Here is a 19,789-nt window from a genome sequence, read left to right as displayed (position 1 = left end):
CATGGCCGAGGATTGGTTCACCATCGTATTGCGCCTTGCGCTTTATCTGGACATGGCAGCGGCTTTTGGCGTTGCCATGTTTGGCGTCTATGCCCTTGGCCGTGACGAGCGATCCTTGGCAATTGCGCGCAGCTATCGAATATGTGTCGGTGCATTTGCAGCATTCGGAATTGGGCTGTCCGTGGTCAGCATGACAGTCCTTGCCAAGGCAATGTCCGGTGCGCAAACATATACCGAGTTATCAACGCATGTGTTCGAGATGCTCATCACCGGCACCCACATGGGCCTAGCTTGGTGCATTCGTATTCTTGCACTTGTGCTTTGCATCTTGATCGCATTGGTGAAATTCAATCCAACATTGCGCTTTGTTGCCATGTCCGTATCTAGCGGTGTGGCACTCGCGACCCTGGCCTGGACTGGTCATGGTGCGATGGACGATGGAGTGCGCGGATACATCCACCTGGCTTCGGACATCTCGCACCTCTGGGCTGCAGGGGCATGGGTCGGTGCGTTACTCGCCTTTTTGATCTTGGCCGTATCGAGTGCGAATAAGGCATCAAACACAGTAGCAATATTGAGCCGAACATCAAATGGCTTCGCCCAGGTCGGGACGCTGATCGTGGTCGTTCTGGGGATCAGTGGTGTACTCAACTACGTATTGATCGCAGGGCCTTCGCTTGATCCGCTTGTTTCGACACTCTATGGTCAGTTGCTGTTAGGCAAGCTGTTGCTGGTTCTCGGAATGCTTGCTTTGGCTTCGGCAAATCGGTTCCGGCTAAGTCCAAGTCTGGAGGCATCGTTGACCTCTGGAAATCATGCACAAGCAGTCGCTAAGCTACGCCAGAGCCTGTTCATGGAAGCAACACTGGCAGTTCTGGTTTTGGCGAGTGTGGCTTGGTTAGGGATTCTTTCGCCAAAAGGAATTTGAACCTTTAGATCACCCACCGACAGCTGACACGGGGACTGCACAAGGCAGAACTACATACGGAGAGGAAGGGTACATCGCTTCGGAGGATTCGTGCTTGGATGATCTCCGTGTCAGGTAGTCATGACAAAGGCCACCTCAACCCCAGAATCATTTCTTGGATTGAGATGACCACAAGCACCGTACTCAGGTTGCGGGACCTCAGAAGAGGCGGACAGAGTTATTTCTCGAGCAGATTCTGGCTTGACATTCACATGGTGTAAGAGCCAAGAATCGATCGAACATCGCGAAGGGCCATCTGCATGCAACATCATCAGCATCGATCTTCTTCAGAGTCAGTTGAGTTGGAAAACACCAAGACTGAGGCCGAGCTTCTGAAGGATCCAGTTTGCGGCATGACTGTCTCTCTACAGTCGCCCCATCGGATAGTTCACGAAGGACGGATCTATCGCTTCTGCAGTAACGGTTGCCAGCAAAAATTTGCTCATGGCCCCGCGCAATTCATATCGAGTAACGAACAGGCTGATCACGCAGGAGGGGACACGGTCTATGTATGCCCAATGCATCCTGAAGTCCATCAAGATCATCCGGGGCGCTGCCCAAAGTGCCAAATGCATTTGGTGCCTGAGGCCCAGTTGCTCAGCTCGCACGAACATGCTCATGTGGCTGCAAGTCATTCAGATCAGAAATCGTTTGATGAATCGGGCGTGGTTCCGACCGGAACGATCTATACCTGCCCGATGCATCCGGAGGTCCGGCAAGATCATCCCGGAAACTGCCCCAAGTGTGGAATGACTCTTGAGCCACTGATCCCGGTTGGAGAAGAGGACAACAGTGAGTTGCAAGACTTCCAACGGCGATTCTGGTGGACGCTGCCACTCACGCTGATTGTTACCACTCTGGCCATGTTCGGACACAAGTTCGGCTGGTTCACTATGCAGACCCAAACGTGGGTCGAGTTGGCACTTTCACTGCCCGTGGTGCTATGGACGGGCTGGCCCTTTTTTGTTCGAGGCTGGCAGTCAATCATCCACCGCAGTCCGAACATGTGGACGTTGATCAGCTTGGGATCGGGAGCTGCCTTTGTCTACAGCCTCGTAGCGACGCTGGCACCCGGCGTGTTTCCCGACTCGTTCGTATCCATGGGCCGTGTAGCGGTTTATTACGAGGCAGCGGTGGTCATCATTTCTTTGACCATGTTGGGACAGATCATCGAACTGAAGGCTCGTTCTCAGACCTCAGCCGCTATCAAATCATTGCTTAGCCTAGCTCCTAAGACGGCAAGGCGTATCAATGAAGATGGCAGTGAGGAAGATGTTCCCCTTAGCCACGTGCATGTCGGAGACCTGCTGCGCGTACGTCCAGGCGAGAAAGTACCCGTGGATGGCATTGTCACGGAAGGGCAAAGCGCCGTTGATGAATCGATGCTCACGGGCGAGCCAATACCTGTGACAAAGCGCGTTGACGACAAACTGATCGGCGCCACACTCAATACGAGTGGAGCTCTGGTCATGAGGTCAGAAAAGGTGGGGGCTGCCACCATGCTTTCCCAGATCGTTCAGATGGTTGCATCGGCCCAACGGTCGAAGGCACCGATGCAGCGAATGGCCGACGTAGTGGCTGGAAAGTTTGTTCTGGTTGTCGTGCTAGTCGCTGTAGTGACCTTCTTCGTCTGGGGAATTTTTGGCCCAGAGCCCAGTTGGGTGTTTGGGTTGATCAATGCCGTCGCGGTACTCATCATCGCCTGCCCATGCGCGCTAGGTTTGGCCACACCCATGTCAGTAATGGTGGCAACAGGGCGCGCTGCAGAGCAAGGCGTTTTGTTCCGTGACGCAGGCGCCATAGAAAAGATGCGTGAAGTGGATACGCTCATCGTAGATAAAACGGGCACCCTTACAGAAGGTCGGCCTGCATTCGATAAAGCGATTCCTACTCCAGATTTCACCGCTGACGAAGTTTTGAGGCTTGCCGCTAGCTTGGATCAGGGTAGCGAGCATCCACTTGCGGATGCCATCGTCCGAGCTGCACGTGAACAAGGCTTGCAACTCGCTAAACCTGTGGACTTCGATTCCGCCAGCGGTATTGGTGTACGTGGAACCGTTGAGGGGCGGCGCTTGGCATTAGGCAACACCACACTGATGGCTCAAGAAGGCGTTTCTGTATCTTCCTTGCAATCGGACGGAGAACGCCTGCGAGGAGAGGGTGCAAGCATCATGCATTTAGCGGCTGATGGGAAGTTCGCAGGCATCCTGGCAGTAACAGACCCTATCAAAGCTAGCACTTTGGATGCCATTCAAACGCTTCATGCAAGCGGCTTGCGAATTGTCATGGCAACCGGAGATGGTCTGACCACAGCCAAGGCTGTTGGTGCCAAGCTTGGAATTGATGAAGTCCATGGCGAAGTCAAGCCCGTCGACAAGCTAGCTCTCGTGGAGCGATTGCAAAGTGAAGGCCATGTGGTTGCCATGGCTGGTGACGGAATCAACGATGCGCCGGCCTTGGCAAAAGCTGATGTAGGTGTAGCCATGGGAACAGGGACCGACGTAGCAATGAACAGCGGTCAGATCACGCTGGTCAAGGGTGATTTGCGTGGCATTGCCCAGTCTCGTGAAATCTCAACTGACACAGTGCGCAATATGCGACAGAACTTGCTGTTTGCCTTCATCTACAACGGAATTGGTGTGCCAATTGCAGCGGGAGTTCTGTATCCGTTCACAGGGTGGCTTCTGTCGCCCATGATCGCGGCACTTGCTATGAGCCTGAGTTCGGCGTCTGTGATCTTCAATGCACTGCGTTTAAGAAGTCAGCAGTCTCATCGGTGAATTTCAATCGATTCACGTGGTAGTCCCGCTCGATGCCGTACCCGTCAGCGAGCGCCCGGCTTGCATCGAGGATCGTGCAGTGCCGGGACATTGGGAAGGTGATCTGTTGTTCGGCGATGCTTACAGCCGGGTGGCAAGGCGTTGTTGCATAAATCGGCCATAGGGCAAGACATCCCCAATCCCAAATGGATTTACGCAGCAGCGACCGTCTGGGGTGTGCCCAGCGCGGTAAATTGATTGAGAATAGATGCGCGGATATTGAGCTCGGCCACCTGCCGCTCAAACGTCCTGGCCATCACCTTCTCGCCCAGGCGCTTGAAGCAATTCATCTTGGTCTCCACCAGAGACCTTCGGTGGTAGCCGCTCCAGCGTTTCCAGATAGCCCGCCCCAATTGCCTACACGCCTTGACCGCTTCATTGCGATGAGCGAATGCCAAGCCTTTGCGTAGCTTCGCTCCTTTGCGTGGCGGGATGACTGGTATGGTTCCCCTCAGGTAGCAGGCCTCATGTACATCCTTGGTGTCGTAGGCCCCATCACCGGTAAAGCTGACTACCTGCTCATGGTTAGGGATTTGACCTAGCAAGTCAACGGCCATGGGCGAGTCGCCCACTTCATTGGTGGTCACTGCAATAGCCCTAATCTGCAGCGTCTGGGCATCGATGCCCAGATGCACCTTGCGCCACTGGCGGCGGCGCTCTGCGCCGTGCTTCTTGGTCTTCCACTCACCTTCACCCAAGAACTTGATGCCCGTGGAGTCAGCCAGCATGTGCAAACCCTTGGTGCTTGCCTTGTAGTGCACCTGCACCTCCAAGCTCTTTTGCCTGCGGCACACCGTGCTGTAGTCGGGAGCGCTCTGGAGCGCTCCAAGGCAGGCCCGCCATACGTAATAGCGACTGCACCAGGCCCAGCGTCTGGCGCAAAGGCTGGCCAAACAAGCACTTGATGGTCAGGCAAAACTGAATGGCCGCATCTGAGAAGGTGGGACTGCGCCCACGCTTGCCAGTGGGTGGGGCTAGCCACTGCATGTTCTTATCCAGCCAGATGGTCAGCTCCCCTCGCGCCTTCAACGCTGCGTTGTACGCCTTCCAGTTCGTTGTCCGGTATTTGCGCCGACCCCAGTTCGTCTCACTCATCCTCTCAGCCTACCGCAGCCATGACCGGTATTTGTGCAACAACGCCCTCTGGCTGCCTGACAGCTACCGTCAGTTGCTCACATGAAACCTGTCATTGGCTAAACGCCCGCGTCGATGTGCTGTGAAGGTCGGTTATGGGTGAGTAGCTCAAGACATCAACTGGGTCGCAGCAGATGTAGGGCACTTTGAAAAGTGTTGGTATTTTTGTTGGTATATTTTGATGAGTTCTCAGTGCAGTCATGATTTTATGCGGGATGAGAAGATTTTTTAGATCCCCGCCAGCCGCACCAACGCCTTCTTTGTGCGCTGCCAGAGCAGCGCCAACCCGCCTGTGGAGCCGCAGTGCGGGTTTTTTGTTGCCTGGTGCCTGGTGCCTGGTGCCTATTGGGTGCTGCTGGTGTGCGGTTGTTGGGTTGCCCGGCTGCAGATGGGGCTGCATTCTGCGGAGGGAGGCGTTGCGCAGCGGTGGCTACCAGGCCTTTGCGTGTCGCTGGTTGGGCATTGCTATGTGTCTCTGCAGGTATTAAAGAGGAAAGAGGCCCCATGTGCGCCATCGCTGCGACGGATCGCACAGCTTTCGCACGATTTTTTGAAAAAACCTGGCCGATTCGTCTGAGGCACTCAAAAACCGCCTACAATATGCAGCTTAGCGGCTGTAGCTCAGCTGGATAGAGTACTTGGCTACGAACCAAGGGGTCGTGGGTTCGATTCCTGCCAGCCGCACCAGTTAAGAGCCTCGAGATTCAGGTCTCGGGGCTTTTTATATAGAGTGAAGCATTGTTTTCGGGTTTGTTCGGGTTGCGTCCCTTGAAGAAATTTGCGAGAAATCGGAAGTTTCTAAAAACAGCCAAAAATGATGCTACAATCTAGTTCTTCTTCGGAGGGGTGCCCGAGTGGCTAAAGGGGGCAGACTGTAAATCTGTTGGCTTACGCCTACACTGGTTCGAATCCAGTCCCCTCCACCAGAAATGGTTGAAGAAGAAAGCTTTGCAGCAATTGCGCTTCTGGCGCGGTTGATGCGGGAGTAGTTCAATGGTAGAACCCTAGCCTTCCAAGCTAATGACGCGGGTTCGATTCCCGTCTCCCGCTCCAGTCTGCAGTAAAGCGATCCTGTTGCAATTTGAAAAAATTGCCCATGTGGCTCAGTGGTAGAGCACCCCCTTGGTAAGGGGGAGGTCGGCAGTTCGATCCTGCCCATGGGCACCATATTTAAGTGCGCACGGTTCTTGTTGCGCTATATCCCATTAGGTTTAGGTTTTTTCGGAGTCTAGAATGGCAAAAGGAAAATTCGAGCGCACCAAGCCGCACGTGAACGTGGGCACCATTGGTCACGTGGACCACGGCAAGACCACGCTGACGGCTGCTATCGCAACCGTGCTGTCTGCCAAGTTCGGCGGCGAAGCCAAGAAGTACGACGAAATCGACGCTGCTCCTGAAGAAAAGGCACGCGGCATCACCATCAATACCGCACACGTTGAGTACGAAACGGCTAACCGCCACTACGCTCACGTGGACTGCCCAGGTCACGCCGACTATGTGAAGAACATGATCACCGGCGCTGCCCAGATGGACGGCGCTATTCTGGTTTGCTCGGCTGCTGACGGCCCCATGCCCCAGACCCGTGAACACATCCTGCTGGCTCGCCAGGTGGGCGTGCCTTACATCATCGTGTTCCTGAACAAGTGCGACATGGTGGATGACGAAGAGCTGCTGGAGCTGGTGGAAATGGAAGTCCGCGAACTGCTGGACAAGTACGATTTCCCAGGTGACGACACCCCCATCATCCGCGGCTCGGCTAAGCTGGCTCTGGAAGGCGACCAATCCGACAAGGGTGAACCCGCTATCCTGCGTCTGGCTGAAGCGCTGGACACCTACATCCCAACGCCAGAGCGCGCTGTGGACGGTGCTTTCCTGATGCCCGTGGAAGACGTGTTCTCCATCTCCGGTCGTGGTACCGTGGTGACCGGCCGTATCGAGCGCGGTATCATCAAGGTCGGCGAAGAAATCGAAATCGTCGGTATCAAGGATACCGTCAAGACCACCGTGACCGGCGTGGAAATGTTCCGCAAGCTGCTGGACCAAGGTCAAGCTGGTGACAACGTTGGCCTGCTGCTGCGCGGCACCAAGCGTGAAGACGTGGAGCGTGGCCAAGTGCTGTGCAAGCCTAACTCGATCAAGCCACACACCCACTTCACCGCTGAAGTGTATGTGCTGAGCAAGGACGAAGGCGGCCGCCACACCCCTTTCTTCAACAACTACCGTCCTCAGTTCTACTTCCGTACCACGGACGTGACCGGCGCCATCGAGCTGCCAGCTGACAAGGAAATGGTGATGCCTGGCGATAACGTGTCGATCACCGTCAAGCTGATCAACCCCATCGCTATGGAAGAAGGTCTGCGTTTCGCTATTCGCGAAGGCGGCCGTACCGTGGGCGCTGGCGTGGTTGCCAAGATCATTGCGTAAGTATTGATTTCGTAGGGGTATAGCTCAATTGGCAGAGCGTCGGTCTCCAAAACCGAAGGTTGTAGGTTCGATTCCTACTGCCCCTGCCACTGAATAAGTGGTCAACCAAGCCCGCCTGATTACAAGGCGGGCTTCGGCGTCTTGAGTGATGCCTATTTTCATCTCTGAATTGTCGACATGGCTGCTACACAAGTTGAAACTGTTAGTTCTGGTGCGGACAAGCTCAAGCTGTTCGCCGTAGCTGCATTGGTCATAGCTGGTATCGCCGGCTTTTACCTGTTGGCCAAACAAGGTGCGATTGCCCAGTGGGCCGTGCTGATTGTGGCTCTCATTGCGGCTGTCACCGTTTTTCTGGTGTCTGAACCAGGTAAGCAATTTGTTGGTTTTGCCAAGGACTCCTGGCGTGAAGTCAAGAAGGTTGTTTGGCCTTCGCGTAAAGAGACGCTGCAGATGACCGCCTACGTGTTCGCGTTTGTGGTCATCATGTCTTTGTTCTTGTGGATGACTGATAAAACGCTGGAATGGGTCTTGTATGACCTGGTTCTGGGCTGGAGGAAGTAATGTCGAACACGGACGAAACAACCAACACAGGCGCTGAGGCGCCTATGAGTGCTGCTAATCCCGATCTGCGCTGGTACATCGTGCATGCCTACTCGGGCATGGAGAAGGCCGTCGAGCGCAATATCCTGGAGCGCATTCACCGCTCGGACATGCAAAGCAAGTTCGGTCGCATCCTGGTGCCTACCGAGGAAGTGGTGGAAGTGCGCAATGGTCAGAAGAAGACCACCGAGCGCCGCCTGTTCCCCGGTTATGTGTTCGTCGAGATGGTCATGGATGACGACACCTGGCACTTGGTCAAGCACACCAGCAAGGTGACGGGTTTTGTGGGCGGTGCCAAGAACCGTCCGGCACCCATCTCCGAAGCAGAAGTTCAGAAGATCGTTCTGCAGATGGAAGAAGGCTCGGACAAGCCACGCCACAAGATCGAATTCACGGTGGGCGAATTCATCCGCGTCAAGGAAGGTCCGTTCACGGACTTCAACGGATCTGTCGAAGAAGTAAACTACGAAAAGAGTCGACTTCGCGTTTCTGTTATGATCTTTGGCCGTTCAACTCCGGTTGAGCTGGAATTTGCGCAGGTCGAAAAAACCTGATTCATTTTCATGCACTTACGGACTCGGTGCCTAAACAGAGTCTTAACCCCCGGGGAGCCCGCGCTATGCAGTGCGGGCGTTTTTACCCGTAAGGAGCTATAAATGGCAAAGAAAATTGTCGGCTTCATCAAGCTGCAAGTGCCAGCTGGTAAAGCCAATCCATCGCCACCCATTGGTCCAGCGCTGGGTCAACGTGGTCTCAACATCATGGAATTCTGCAAGGCGTTCAACGCCCAGACCCAAGGTGTCGAGCCAGGTCTGCCACTGCCTGTGGTGATCACCGCTTTTGCGGACAAGAGCTTCACGTTCGTCATCAAGACCCCGCCCGCAACGGTGCTGATCAAGAAGGCGATCAAGCTGGACAAGGGCTCTTCGAACCCTCTGGCCACGAAGGTCGGCAAGATCACCCGCGCTCAGCTGGAAGAGATCGCCAAGACCAAGCTGAAGGACATGAACGCTGCTGACGTTGACGCCGCTGTGCGCACGCTGGCTGGTTCCGCCCGTTCGATGGGCGTTACGGTGGAGGGCCTCTAAGATGGCAAAGTTGACCAAGAAGCAAAAGGCCCTGCAAGGCAAGGTGGACACCACCAAGCTGTACGCATTCGCTGATGCAGTTGCAATCGTCAAGGACGCAGCAACGGCCAAGTTCGACGAATCCATCGACGTGGCTATCCAGCTGGGCGTGGACGCCAAGAAGTCGGACCAAGTGGTTCGTGGCGCTGTCGTGCTGCCTAACGGCACCGGCAAGACCACCCGCGTGGCCGTGTTCGCACAAGGCGCCAAGGCTGAAGAAGCCAAGGCCGCTGGTGCCGATATCGTGGGTATGGACGAGCTGGCCGCGATGGTCAAGGCTGGTGACATGCCTTTCGACATCGTGATCGCTGCGCCTGACGCCATGCGTATCGTTGGTACCCTGGGTCAAATCCTGGGCCCACGTGGTCTGATGCCTAACCCCAAGGTGGGCACCGTGACTCCCGACGTCGCTACGGCTGTGAAGAACGCCAAGGCAGGTCAGGTGCAGTTCCGCGTTGACAAGGCTGGTATCGTTCACTCGACCATCGGCCGCCGCTCGTTCGAGAACGACAAGCTGCAAGGCAACCTGGCAGCCCTGATCGACGCTCTGAACAAGGCAAAGCCAGCTACCAGCAAGGGTCTGTACCTGCGCAAGGTGGCGGTGTCGTCGACGATGGGTATCGGCGTGCGCGTCGATGCACAGACCATCGCAGCGTAATTGCTAAAAAATCGTCAGGCAGGTGCTTGCACCTGTCTGGTGTGGTGGGCTGGCAAGGGGTTTTGAAAAAGACGCCATGCCAGGCCATCCAAGACCGTTGGTGTGATTCGATCACTTAAATCTTTTTGCCAACGCAGATGGCGATCCCGCTGCAGATGGATGAATTTCCAAAACAGTTGGTCGCTGCAACAAGAGCGCGCAGGTGGAGTTCGCTCCTAATGCGCATTTGAAGGAGTAGACCTTGAGTCTGAATCGCAGTGAGAAAGAAGCGGTCATCAATGAAGTGACCAGCCTCGCCGCTAAAGCTCAAACGCTTGTGTTCGCGGAATACCGCGGCATCACGGTCGCTGACATGACGAAGCTGCGTGTGGAAGCACGCAAGCAAGGCGTGACGCTGAGTGTTCTGAAGAACACCCTGGCTCGTCGCGCTGTTGCTGGTAGCAGCTTTGAAGTGGTCGCTGACCAGATGACCGGCCCGCTGATCTACGGTTTCTCTGAAGATGCAATCGCCGCTGCCAAGGTAGTGGCCGATTTCGCGAAGACCAACGACAAGTTGGTGATTCGCGGTGGTGCATTCGAAGGAAAGGCGTTGGACGCTAACAGCGTTAAGCAACTGGCAAGCGTGCCTTCCAAGGAAGTGCTGCTGGCCCAATTGTGTGGCTTGCTCATGTCGCCAATCTCGCGTACGGCCGTTGTGCTGGGCGCATTGGCGGCCAAAAAGGGCGAAGGCGCGGAAGTCGCCGAAGTCGCTGCAGCTTAAGCGCGGCAAAACCAACCGATATATTTAGGAAATCAAAATGGCATTCGATAAAGACGCATTCTTGACCTCCCTGGACAGCATGACTGTTCTGGAACTGAACGACCTGGTCAAGGCAATTGAAGAGAAGTTTGGCGTGAGCGCTGCTGCTATGGCCGCTCCTGCTGCTGGTGGTGGCGGTGCCGCTGCTGCTGCTGAAGAAAAGACCGAGTTCAACCTGGTGCTGCTGGAAGCCGGCGCTAACAAGGTTGGCGTGATCAAGGCCGTGCGTGAAATCACCGGTCTGGGTCTGAAGGAAGCCAAGGACATGGTCGATGGCGCTCCTAAGGTTCTGAAGGAAGCTATGCCTAAGGCTGACGCTGAAGCCGCTGCTAAGAAGCTGGTGGACGCTGGTGCAAAGGCCGAACTCAAGTAATTGAGGGCTTTTTCAAGGCTGGAGTACCCGAAAAGGTGCTCCAGCCTTTGGCGCTTCTGGAATATCGTTCGCTAGAGCACACCAAAAACTGGCTGTTGATGGCTGATTTTTAGTGTTTTCTAACATCCGACACTAGAAAACCCCTTGGTTCGGGTGGTGTGCAATGCACCACCGTCTGCCATGGTTGGTAGTGGCCAACCCACCAAGCTGCAACCCCCTCGCGGGGGTGTCGTCGAAGACCCAGGACTCATGTCTTTGCCCGGAGATCTCATGGCCTATTCTTACACCGAACGCAAGCGAATCCGCAAAAGTTTCGGCAGCCGCGATAGCGTGCTCGAAGTGCCTTACCTGCTGCAAATGCAAAAAGATGCTTACACCGCATTTTTGCAAGCAGACTCGGCCCCCAAAAAGCGTACTGATGAAGGCTTGCAAGCTGCCTTCAACTCGGCTTTCCCCATCGTCTCGCACAACGGTTTTGTGGAGATGAAGTTTGTCGAGTACAACCTCGCCAGGCCCGCTTTCGACGTGCGCGAATGCCAGACCCGTGGTCTGACCTTCTCGTCCGCTGTGCGTGCCAAGGTGCAGTTGATTATCTATGACCGTGAATCCTCCACGCCCCAATCCAAGGTGGTCAAGGAAGTGAAGGAGCAGGAAGTCTACATGGGCGAAGTGCCCCTGATGACGGACAAAGGTTCATTCATCGTCAACGGCACCGAGCGCGTGATCGTCTCGCAGCTGCACCGCTCGCCAGGCGTGTTCTTTGAACACGACAAGGGCAAGACGCACAGCTCGGGCAAGTTGCTGTTCTCGGCTCGCATCATCCCTTACCGCGGCTCCTGGCTGGACTTCGAGTTCGACCCCAAGGACCTGCTGTTCTTCCGTGTGGACCGCCGCCGCAAGATGCCGGTGTCGATTCTGCTCAAGGCCATCGGCATGACGCCCGAGTCCATCCTGGCGACGTTCTACGAGAACGACAACTTCCGCCTGATGGACAGCGGCGCGCAAATGGAATTTGTGGCTGAACGCCTCAAGGGTGAAGTCGCGCGCTTTGACATTACCGACAAGTCGGGCAAGGTCGTCGTCGCCAAGGACAAGCGCATCACCGCGCGCCACACCCGCGAGATGGAGCAATCGGGCACCAAGTTCATCAGCGTGCCTGAAGACTTCCTGCTCGGCCGCGTCGCTGCCAAGAACATCGTTGACCCTGACACCGGTGAAATCATCGCCAAGGCCAACGAAGAGATGACCGAAGCGCTGCTCAAGAAGCTGCGCGCAGCTGGCATCCAGGATCTGGCTTGCATCTACACGAACGAGCTGAGCCACGGCGCCTACATCTCGCAGACCCTGCGCACCGATGAAACCGCTGACGAGTTCGCTGCACGCGTTGCCATCTACCGCATGATGCGCCCTGGTGAGCCTCCCACCGAGGACGCCGTGCAGGCGCTGTTCCAGCGTTTGTTCTACAACGAAGACACCTACGATCTGTCGCGTGTCGGCCGTATGAAGTTCAACGCCAAGATCGGCCGCGACACCGCGATCGGCCCCATGGTGCTGTCCAACGAAGACATCCTCGAAGTCGTGAAGATCCTGGTGGATCTGCGCAACGGCAAGGGTGAAGTCGATGACATCGACCACTTGGGCAACCGCCGCGTGCGTTGCGTGGGCGAGCTGGCCGAAAACCAGTACCGCACCGGTCTGGCACGTATCGAAAAGGCTGTGAAGGAGCGTCTGGGCCAGGCTGAGCAAGAGCCCCTGATGCCGCACGACCTGATCAACAGCAAGCCGATCTCGGCCGCCCTGAAGGAATTCTTCGGCGCCTCGCAGCTGTCGCAGTTCATGGACCAGACCAACCCCCTGGCTGAAATCACGCACAAGCGCCGTGTTTCCGCTCTGGGCCCAGGCGGTCTGACCCGCGAACGCGCAGGCTTCGAAGTGCGTGACGTGCACGTGACCCACTACGGCCGCGTCTGCCCGATCGAAACGCCTGAAGGTCCCAACATTGGTCTGATCAACTCGCTGGCTCTGTACGCGCGTCTGAACGAGTACGGTTTCATCGAAACCCCTTACCGTCGCGTGATCGATGGCAAGGTGACCGATCAGATGGACTACCTGTCGGCCATCGAAGAAGGCAAGTACGTGATCGCGCAGGCCAATGCCGAGCTCGACGCCGAAGGCCGCCTCACCGGTGACCTGGTCTCTGCCCGTGAAAACGGTGAATCGACCCTGCTGTCCGCCGAGCGCGTGCAGTACATGGACGTGTCGCCCGCACAGATCGTGTCGGTGGCTGCGTCGCTGATTCCGTTCCTCGAGCACGATGACGCGAACCGCGCATTGATGGGTGCCAACATGTCGCGCCAGGCCGTGCCTGTGCTGCGCCCTGAAAAGCCCATGGTTGGTACCGGTATCGAGCGCGTTGCAGCGGTCGACTCGGGCACCGTCGTGACGGCTACCCGTGGCGGTATCGTCGATTACGTGGACGCGACCCGTATCGTGATCCGTGTGAACGACGAAGAAGCTGTGGCCGGTGAAGTGGGTGTGGACATCTACAACCTCATCAAGTACCAGCGTTCCAACCAGAACACCAACATCCACCAGCGTCCCGTGGTTCGCCGCGGCGACAAGCTGGCCAAGGGTGACGTGATTGCCGACGGTGCATCGACCGACCTGGGCGAAATCGCCATTGGTCAGAACATGCTGATCGCCTTCATGACCTGGAACGGCTACAACTTCGAAGACTCGATCCTGATCTCCGAACGCGTGGTGGCTGAAGACCGCTACACCTCGATCCACATCGAGGAGCTGGTGGTGATGGCCCGTGACACCAAGCTGGGTGCCGAGGAAATCACACGCGACATCCCGAACCTGTCCGAGCAGCAACTCAACCGTCTGGACGAGTCCGGCATCATCTACGTGGGTGCAGAAGTGCAGCCCGGCGATGTGCTGGTGGGCAAGGTCACGCCAAAGGGCGAGACCACGCTGACCCCAGAAGAGAAGCTGCTGCGCGCCATCTTCGGTGAGAAGGCGTCCGATGTGAAGGACACCTCGCTGCGCGTGGACCAGGGCTCGCAAGGTACCGTGATCGATGTGCAGGTCTTCACCCGTGAAGGCATCACGCGCGACAAGCGCGCCCAGCAGATCATCGACGACGAACTCAAGCGTTTCCGTCTGGACCTGAACGACCAGCTGCGTATTGTGGAAGCCGATGCGTTCGATCGTATCGCCAAGCTGCTCAACGGCCGCGTGGCCAATGGCGGCCCACAAAAGCTGGCCAAGGGCACCAAGATCGACAAGGCCTATCTGGACGGCGTGGAGAAGTTCCACTGGTTCGATATCCGCCCTGCCGAAGACGACGTCGCCGCGCAGCTGGAGTCCATCAAGAACTCCATCGAGCAGCAACGCCACAACTTCGACCTGGCTTTCGAAGAAAAGCGCAAGAAGCTCACGCAAGGCGACGAGCTGCCCGCTGGCGTGCTCAAGATGGTCAAGGTCTACCTGGCCGTCAAGCGCCGTCTGCAGCCTGGCGACAAGATGGCCGGCCGTCACGGTAACAAGGGTGTGGTCTCCAAGATCGTGCCGGTGGAAGACATGCCTTTCATGGCCGATGGCACCACCGCCGACATCGTGCTGAACCCGCTGGGCGTGCCTTCGCGCATGAACATCGGTCAGGTGCTCGAAGTCCACCTGGGCTGGGCCGGCAAGGGCCTGGGCCAGCGTATCGGTGACATGCTGCAGGCCGAAGCCCGTGCCACTGAAGTGCGCTCCTTCCTCGAAGAGGTGTACAACAGCCGCGGTCGCAAGGAAGACCTCAAGCAACTGTCCGATGACCAGATCATGTTCATGGCGGAGAACCTGAAGAACGGCGTGCCTTTCGCAACGCCGGTGTTCGACGGTGCTTCCGAGCAGGAAATCAAGGACATGCTCAAGCTTGCGTACCCGGATGACATCCAGGCACGCAAGGGTCTGACCGAGCCACGCACGCAGGCCTACCTGTATGACGGCCGCACCGGTGAGCGCTTCGAGCGTCCCACCACGATCGGCTACATGCACTACCTGAAGCTGCACCACTTGGTCGATGACAAGATGCACGCCCGCTCCACCGGTCCTTACTCGCTGGTGACGCAACAACCTCTGGGCGGTAAGGCCCAGTTCGGTGGTCAGCGTTTCGGTGAAATGGAAGTGTGGGCGCTGGAAGCCTATGGCGCCGCTTATGTGCTGCAGGAAATGCTGACCGTGAAGTCCGATGACGTGGTGGGCCGTACCAAGGTGTACGAATCCATCGTCAAGGGCGAACACGCTATCGAAGCCGGCATGCCGGAGTCGTTCAATGTGCTGGTCAAGGAAATCCGTTCCCTGGGCCTGGACATCGAACTGGAACGTTCTTAATTGAAGGGGGAAAGAGTCTATGAAATCGCTACTCGACCTGTTCAAACAATTCACGCCTGATGAGCATTTCGATGCCATCAAAATCGGCCTGGCTTCGCCCGAAAAGATCCGTTCGTGGTCTTTCGGTGAAGTGAAGAAGCCCGAGACCATCAACTACCGTACCTTCAAGCCCGAGCGCGATGGTCTGTTCTGCGCCAAGATCTTTGGCCCGATCAAGGACTACGAATGCCTGTGCGGCAAGTACAAGCGCTTGAAGCACCGCGGTGTGATCTGCGAGAAGTGCGGCGTTGAAGTCACGCAGACCAAGGTGCGCCGCGAACGCATGGGTCACATCGACCTGGCCGCGCCTTGCGCCCATATCTGGTTCCTCAAGTCCCTGCCATCGCGCCTGGGTCTGGTGCTGGATATGACCCTGCGCGACATCGAACGCGTGCTGTACTTCGAAGCCTATGTGGTGACCGACCCCGGCATGACCCCGCTGAAGAAGTTCAGCATCATGTCGGAAGACGAGTACGACAAGAACGTCGAAGAGTACGGTGATGAATTCGTGGCCAAGATGGGCGCCGAAGGCATCAAGGACCTGCTCGAAGGCATCGAGATCGACTCGGAAATCGAGCGCCTGCGCAACGACCTGACCGGCTCCGAAGTCAAGGTCAAGAAGAATGCCAAGCGCCTGAAGCTGCTCGAAGCGTTCAAGAAGTCCGGCATCAAGCCCGGTTGGATGGTTATGGAAGTGCTGCCTGTGCTGCCTCCCGATCTGCGTCCGCTGGTGCCGCTGGATGGCGGCCGCTTTGCGACCTCCGACCTGAACGACCTGTACCGCCGCGTCATCAACCGTAACTCGCGTCTGCGCCGCCTGCTGGAGCTCAAGGCCCCAGAGATCATTGCCCGCAATGAAAAGCGCATGCTGCAAGAAGCGGTCGACTCGCTGCTGGACAACGGCCGCCGTGGCAAGGCCATGACCGGCGCGAACAAGCGTGCCCTCAAGTCGCTGGCCGACATGATCAAGGGTAAGAGCGGTCGTTTCCGTCAGAACTTGCTGGGTAAGCGCGTCGACTACTCCGGTCGTTCCGTGATTACCGTGGGCCCAACGCTCAAGCTGCACCAGTGCGGTCTGCCCAAGCTGATGGCGCTGGAGCTGTTCAAGCCTTTCATCTTCGCGCAGCTCGAAGCGCGTGGCATCGCCACGACCATCAAGGCCGCCAAGAAGGAAGTGGAAACCGGCACCCCCGTGGTGTGGGACATCCTGGAAGAGGTGATTCGCGAGCATCCGATCATGCTCAACCGTGCGCCTACGCTGCACCGTCTGGGTATCCAGGCGTTCGAGCCTATCCTGATCGAAGGCAAGGCCCTGCAACTGCACCCGTTGGTTTGCGCGGCATTCAACGCTGACTTCGACGGTGACCAGATGGCTGTTCACGTGCCGCTGTCGGTGGAAGCACAGATGGAAGCCCGCACCCTGATGCTGGCCTCCAACAACGTGCTGTTCCCCGCTTCGGGCGAACCCTCGATCGTTCCTTCTCAGGACGTGGTGCTGGGCCTGTACCAGGCCACCCGTGAGCGGATCAACGGCAAGGGCGAAGGCATGGTGTTCTCCGACATCGGCGAAGTGCAACGCGCACTGGATGCCGAGCAGGTCGAGCGCGCCACCAAGATCAGCGTGCGTCTGACCGAGTGGAACAAGAACAAGGCCTCGGGTGAGTTCGAGCCGACGACCAAGCTGGTGGAAACCACCGTGGGCCGCGCGCTGCTGTCCGAGATTCTGCCCAAGGGTATGCCTTTCTCTTCGATCAACAAGACGTTGAAGAAGAAGGAAATCTCCAAGCTGATCAACATCTCGTTCCGCAAGTGTGGCTTGAAGGAAACCGTGGTGTTCGCCGACAAGCTGCTGCAAAACGGCTTCCGTCTGGCAACGCGCTCCGGTATCTCGATCGCCATTGGCGACATGCTGGTGCCACCGCAAAAGGCCGAGATCATCGCCCGCTCCGAAGCGGAAGTGAAGGAAATCGAGCAGCAGTACGTCTCCGGTCTGGTGACGGCTGGCGAGCGCTACAACAAGGTGGTGGACATCTGGGGCAAGGCCGGTGACGAAGTCTCCAAGGTCATGATGGCCCAGCTGGCCAAGGAAAAGGTCATTGACCGCCATGGCAACGAAGTCGATCAGGAATCGTTCAACGCGATTTACATGATGGCCGACTCCGGCGCCCGTGGCTCGGCCGCACAGATCCGCCAGCTGGCAGGTATGCGTGGTCTGATGGCCAAGCCCGATGGCTCGATCATTGAGACGCCTATTACCGCGAACTTCCGCGAAGGCCTCAACGTGTTGCAGTACTTCATCTCCACCCACGGTGCCCGTAAGGGTCTGGCCGATACGGCGCTGAAGACGGCTAACTCCGGTTACCTGACGCGTCGTCTGGTGGACGTGACGCAGGACTTGGTGATCACCGAGCTCGACTGCGGCACGCACAACGGCACCTTGATGCGCGCTGTGGTGGAAGGCGGTGAAGTGATCGAATCGCTGCGCGACCGTATCCTCGGCCGTACCGCTGCGGACGAAGTGCTGCACCCCGAAACCCGCGCGGTGCTGGCCAAGGCCGGCGACCTGCTGGACGAAGACCTGATCGAAGATCTGGAAGCGGCTGGCGTGGACGAAGTGAAGGTGCGCACCGCACTGACCTGCGAAACCCGCTTTGGTCTGTGCGCTACCTGCTACGGCCGCGACCTGGGCCGTGGCGGCATGATCAACCTCGGCGAAGCCGTCGGTGTGATCGCTGCCCAGTCGATCGGTGAGCCTGGCACGCAGCTGACCATGCGTACGTTCCACATCGGTGGTGCGGCTTCGCGTGCGGCTGTGGCCTCCAGCGTGGAAGCCAAGTCCAACGGTATCGTGGGTTTCAACCCACAGATGCGCTATGTGACCAACAACAAGGGCGAACTGGTTGTGATTTCCCGCTCCGGCGAAATCGTGATCCAGGACGAGTACGGCCGCGAGCGCGAGCGTCACAAGATGCCTTACGGCGCTATCTTGTCGATCAAGCCTGATCAACAGATCAAGGCGGGCACCGTGCTGGCCAACTGGGATCCGCTGACCCGACCCATCATTACCGAATACGCCGGTCAGGTGAAGTTCGAGAATGTGGAAGAAGGTCTGACCGTGGCCAAGCAGGTCGACGAAGTGACCGGTCTATCCACCCTGGTGGTGATCGATCCGAAGCACCGTGGTTCTGCCAAGGTGGTGCGTCCGCAGGTCAAGCTGGCTGATGCCAACGGCCAGGAAGTCAAGATTCCTGGTACCGACCACGCGGTGACGATCGGCTTCCAGGTCGGCGCTCTGCTGCAGGTGCGTGATGGCCAGGAAGTGGGCCCCGGCGAAGTGCTGGCCCGTATTCCTATGGAAGGCCAGAAGACCCGCGACATTACCGGTGGTCTGCCACGTGTGGCCGAGCTGTTCGAAGCCCGTACGCCGAAGGACAAGGGCGCGCTGGCCGAGATGACCGGTACCGTGTCCTACGGTAAGGAAACCAAGGGCAAGGTGCGCCTGCAGATCACCGATCTGGAAGGCAAGGTCTGGGAAGAGCTGGTTCCAAAGGAACGCAACATCCTGGTGCACGAAGGCCAGGTGGTCAACAAGGGCGAGCTGATCGTCGACGGCCCAGCCGATCCGCAGGACATCCTGCGTCTGCTGGGTATCGAAGAGCTGTCGCGCTACATCGTTGACGAAGTGCAGGACGTGTACCGCTTGCAAGGCGTGAAGATCAACGACAAGCACATCGAGGTGATCGTTCGCCAGATGCTGCGCCGCGTGGTCATCGAAGCCCCAGGTGATACCTCCTACATCCAGGGTGAGCAGGTCGAGCGCTCCGAAGTGCTCAACACCAACGAAGCTGCACAGCGCGATGGCAAGATCCCAGCGGTCTACTCCAACGTGTTGCTGGGTATTACCAAGGCTTCGCTGTCGACCGACTCCTTCATCTCGGCCGCTTCCTTCCAGGAAACGACCCGCGTGCTGACCGAGGCTGCCATCATGGGCAAGCGCGACGAGCTGCGTGGCCTGAAGGAAAACGTCATCGTGGGTCGTCTGATCCCCGCTGGTACCGGTCTGGCTTACCACCAGGCACGCAAGGCCAAGGACGAGATGGACGAGGCCGAGCGCCGCGCCATCGCCGATGCAGAAGCGGCCGATCTGGCCGGTGTGTCGGAAGAAGCGGTGGCCGCTGCCGACAGCGCTGCAGACCCTGCTGCTGACTAAGCCGCCAATCCCTGACCGATACCTATCGGTCAGGTTGGGCTGAGCAAGACCCGTAATTTCGCGCCGCGGAATTACGGGTTTTTTAATGCCTGGCAGCCCGGCTGCTGACGCGCCCTGATGATGGCTCTGTGCAAAGTCCTCTGCTCCATTTCGTGTCTGAAGCAGGTCACTTTGCACAGCGTCTTTACCAGGCAGGCTCTGCACGCGCAGAGGCCTCCTGGGGCATATCGATTAGTATTCCTTTTGATCCGCAGCG

11 protein-coding genes, 5 tRNA genes and 1 pseudogene are annotated in these 19,789 nt (G+C 57.5%); 16 read left to right on the top strand and 1 reads right to left on the bottom strand.

Annotation, left to right across the window (positions count from 1 at the left end; genetic code table 11):
- Position 1: 1 nt before the first annotated feature.
- Positions 2 to 928 carry a copper homeostasis membrane protein CopD gene (copD, locus tag F0Q04_RS00600; protein ID WP_021027124.1) on the top strand — a complete coding sequence of 309 codons (927 nt, stop codon included), beginning with the start codon at positions 2 to 4 and terminating at the stop codon, positions 926 to 928.
- Between the two features lie 299 nt (positions 929 to 1,227).
- Complete coding sequence (locus tag F0Q04_RS00595; RefSeq protein WP_148293166.1) at positions 1,228 to 3,747, top strand: heavy metal translocating P-type ATPase; 2,520 nt, start codon at positions 1,228 to 1,230, stop codon at positions 3,745 to 3,747.
- Positions 3,748 to 3,938: 191 nt separating this feature from the next.
- On the opposite strand, the pseudogene F0Q04_RS00590 reads toward F0Q04_RS00595, so the two are convergent.
- Positions 3,939 to 4,881: pseudogene (locus F0Q04_RS00590) on the bottom strand (IS5 family transposase).
- Positions 4,882 to 5,530: 649 nt separating this feature from the next.
- Between F0Q04_RS00590 and F0Q04_RS00585 the strand changes: the two are divergent.
- The 14 genes from F0Q04_RS00585 (at position 5,531) to rpoC (ending at position 19,533) form a co-directional block, all read left to right on the top strand.
- Positions 5,531 to 5,607, top strand: a tRNA-Arg gene (locus F0Q04_RS00585).
- Positions 5,608 to 5,760: 153 nt separating this feature from the next.
- A tRNA-Tyr gene (locus F0Q04_RS00580) sits at positions 5,761 to 5,846 on the top strand.
- 53 nt (positions 5,847 to 5,899) lie between these two features.
- Positions 5,900 to 5,973 (top strand) — tRNA-Gly (locus tag F0Q04_RS00575).
- 39 nt (positions 5,974 to 6,012) lie between these two features.
- Positions 6,013 to 6,087, top strand: a tRNA-Thr gene (locus F0Q04_RS00570).
- 66 nt (positions 6,088 to 6,153) lie between these two features.
- Positions 6,154 to 7,344 (top strand): elongation factor Tu, encoded by a 1,191-nt coding sequence (tuf, locus tag F0Q04_RS00565; RefSeq protein WP_116926819.1) that lies wholly within the window; start codon positions 6,154 to 6,156, stop codon positions 7,342 to 7,344.
- A 13-nt stretch (positions 7,345 to 7,357) separates the two neighbouring features.
- Positions 7,358 to 7,433: transfer RNA gene (locus F0Q04_RS00560), tRNA-Trp, on the top strand.
- 88 nt (positions 7,434 to 7,521) lie between these two features.
- Entirely contained in the window at positions 7,522 to 7,905 is a 384-nt protein-coding gene (gene secE / locus F0Q04_RS00555; protein ID WP_021025391.1) for a preprotein translocase subunit SecE, read from the top strand.
- On the top strand, positions 7,905 to 8,498 hold the full coding sequence (nusG, locus tag F0Q04_RS00550; RefSeq protein ID WP_021025390.1) for a transcription termination/antitermination protein NusG: 594 nt from the start codon (positions 7,905 to 7,907) through the stop codon (positions 8,496 to 8,498). Before secE ends, nusG begins: the two co-directional genes overlap by 1 nt.
- A 102-nt stretch (positions 8,499 to 8,600) precedes the next feature.
- Positions 8,601 to 9,032: a 50S ribosomal protein L11 gene (rplK, locus tag F0Q04_RS00545; RefSeq protein ID WP_021025389.1), complete on the top strand. Its 432-nt coding sequence runs from the start codon at positions 8,601 to 8,603 to the stop codon at positions 9,030 to 9,032.
- Between the two features lies 1 nt (position 9,033).
- Entirely contained in the window at positions 9,034 to 9,729 is a 696-nt protein-coding gene (gene rplA, locus F0Q04_RS00540; RefSeq protein WP_021025388.1) for a 50S ribosomal protein L1, read from the top strand.
- 241 nt (positions 9,730 to 9,970) lie between these two features.
- Positions 9,971 to 10,489 (top strand): 50S ribosomal protein L10, encoded by a 519-nt coding sequence (gene rplJ, locus F0Q04_RS00535; protein ID WP_021025387.1) that lies wholly within the window; start codon positions 9,971 to 9,973, stop codon positions 10,487 to 10,489.
- A 37-nt stretch (positions 10,490 to 10,526) separates the two neighbouring features.
- Positions 10,527 to 10,901, top strand: coding sequence for a 50S ribosomal protein L7/L12 (gene rplL, locus F0Q04_RS00530; RefSeq protein WP_021025386.1), 375 nt, complete (start codon positions 10,527 to 10,529; stop codon positions 10,899 to 10,901).
- Between the two features lie 270 nt (positions 10,902 to 11,171).
- Positions 11,172 to 15,284: a DNA-directed RNA polymerase subunit beta gene (gene rpoB / locus F0Q04_RS00525; RefSeq protein ID WP_182343967.1), complete on the top strand. Its 4,113-nt coding sequence runs from the start codon at positions 11,172 to 11,174 to the stop codon at positions 15,282 to 15,284.
- Positions 15,285 to 15,303: 19 nt separating this feature from the next.
- Positions 15,304 to 19,533, top strand: a complete 4,230-nt coding sequence (rpoC, locus tag F0Q04_RS00520) for a DNA-directed RNA polymerase subunit beta' (protein ID WP_116927795.1) — start codon at positions 15,304 to 15,306, stop codon at positions 19,531 to 19,533.
- The last annotated feature ends 256 nt before the right edge of the window (positions 19,534 to 19,789 follow it).

Origin of the sequence: Comamonas koreensis (assembly GCF_014076495.1) — a bacterium.
In the GTDB taxonomy this organism is placed as follows: domain Bacteria; phylum Pseudomonadota; class Gammaproteobacteria; order Burkholderiales; family Burkholderiaceae_C; genus Comamonas; species Comamonas squillarum.
The sequence above is the reverse complement of the archived record's forward strand: the minus strand, read 5'-3'. Positions and strand labels throughout refer to the sequence as shown.

What these genes read in the sequence shown, in the direction of transcription:
- rpoB (WP_182343967.1), top strand. Translation starts at nt 11,172, where the DNA reads ATGGCCTATTCTTACACCGAACGCAAGCGAATCCGCAAAAGTTTCGGC.
- tuf (WP_116926819.1), top strand. Translation starts at nt 6,154, where the DNA reads ATGGCAAAAGGAAAATTCGAGCGCACCAAGCCGCACGTGAACGTGGGC.
- rpoC (WP_116927795.1), top strand. Translation starts at nt 15,304, where the DNA reads ATGAAATCGCTACTCGACCTGTTCAAACAATTCACGCCTGATGAGCAT.
- F0Q04_RS00595 (WP_148293166.1), top strand. Translation starts at nt 1,228, where the DNA reads ATGCAACATCATCAGCATCGATCTTCTTCAGAGTCAGTTGAGTTGGAA.
- rplA (WP_021025388.1), top strand. Translation starts at nt 9,034, where the DNA reads ATGGCAAAGTTGACCAAGAAGCAAAAGGCCCTGCAAGGCAAGGTGGAC.
- rplK (WP_021025389.1), top strand. Translation starts at nt 8,601, where the DNA reads ATGGCAAAGAAAATTGTCGGCTTCATCAAGCTGCAAGTGCCAGCTGGT.
- secE (WP_021025391.1), top strand. Translation starts at nt 7,522, where the DNA reads ATGGCTGCTACACAAGTTGAAACTGTTAGTTCTGGTGCGGACAAGCTC.
- rplL (WP_021025386.1), top strand. Translation starts at nt 10,527, where the DNA reads ATGGCATTCGATAAAGACGCATTCTTGACCTCCCTGGACAGCATGACT.
- nusG (WP_021025390.1), top strand. Translation starts at nt 7,905, where the DNA reads ATGTCGAACACGGACGAAACAACCAACACAGGCGCTGAGGCGCCTATG.
- copD (WP_021027124.1), top strand. Translation starts at nt 2, where the DNA reads ATGGCCGAGGATTGGTTCACCATCGTATTGCGCCTTGCGCTTTATCTG.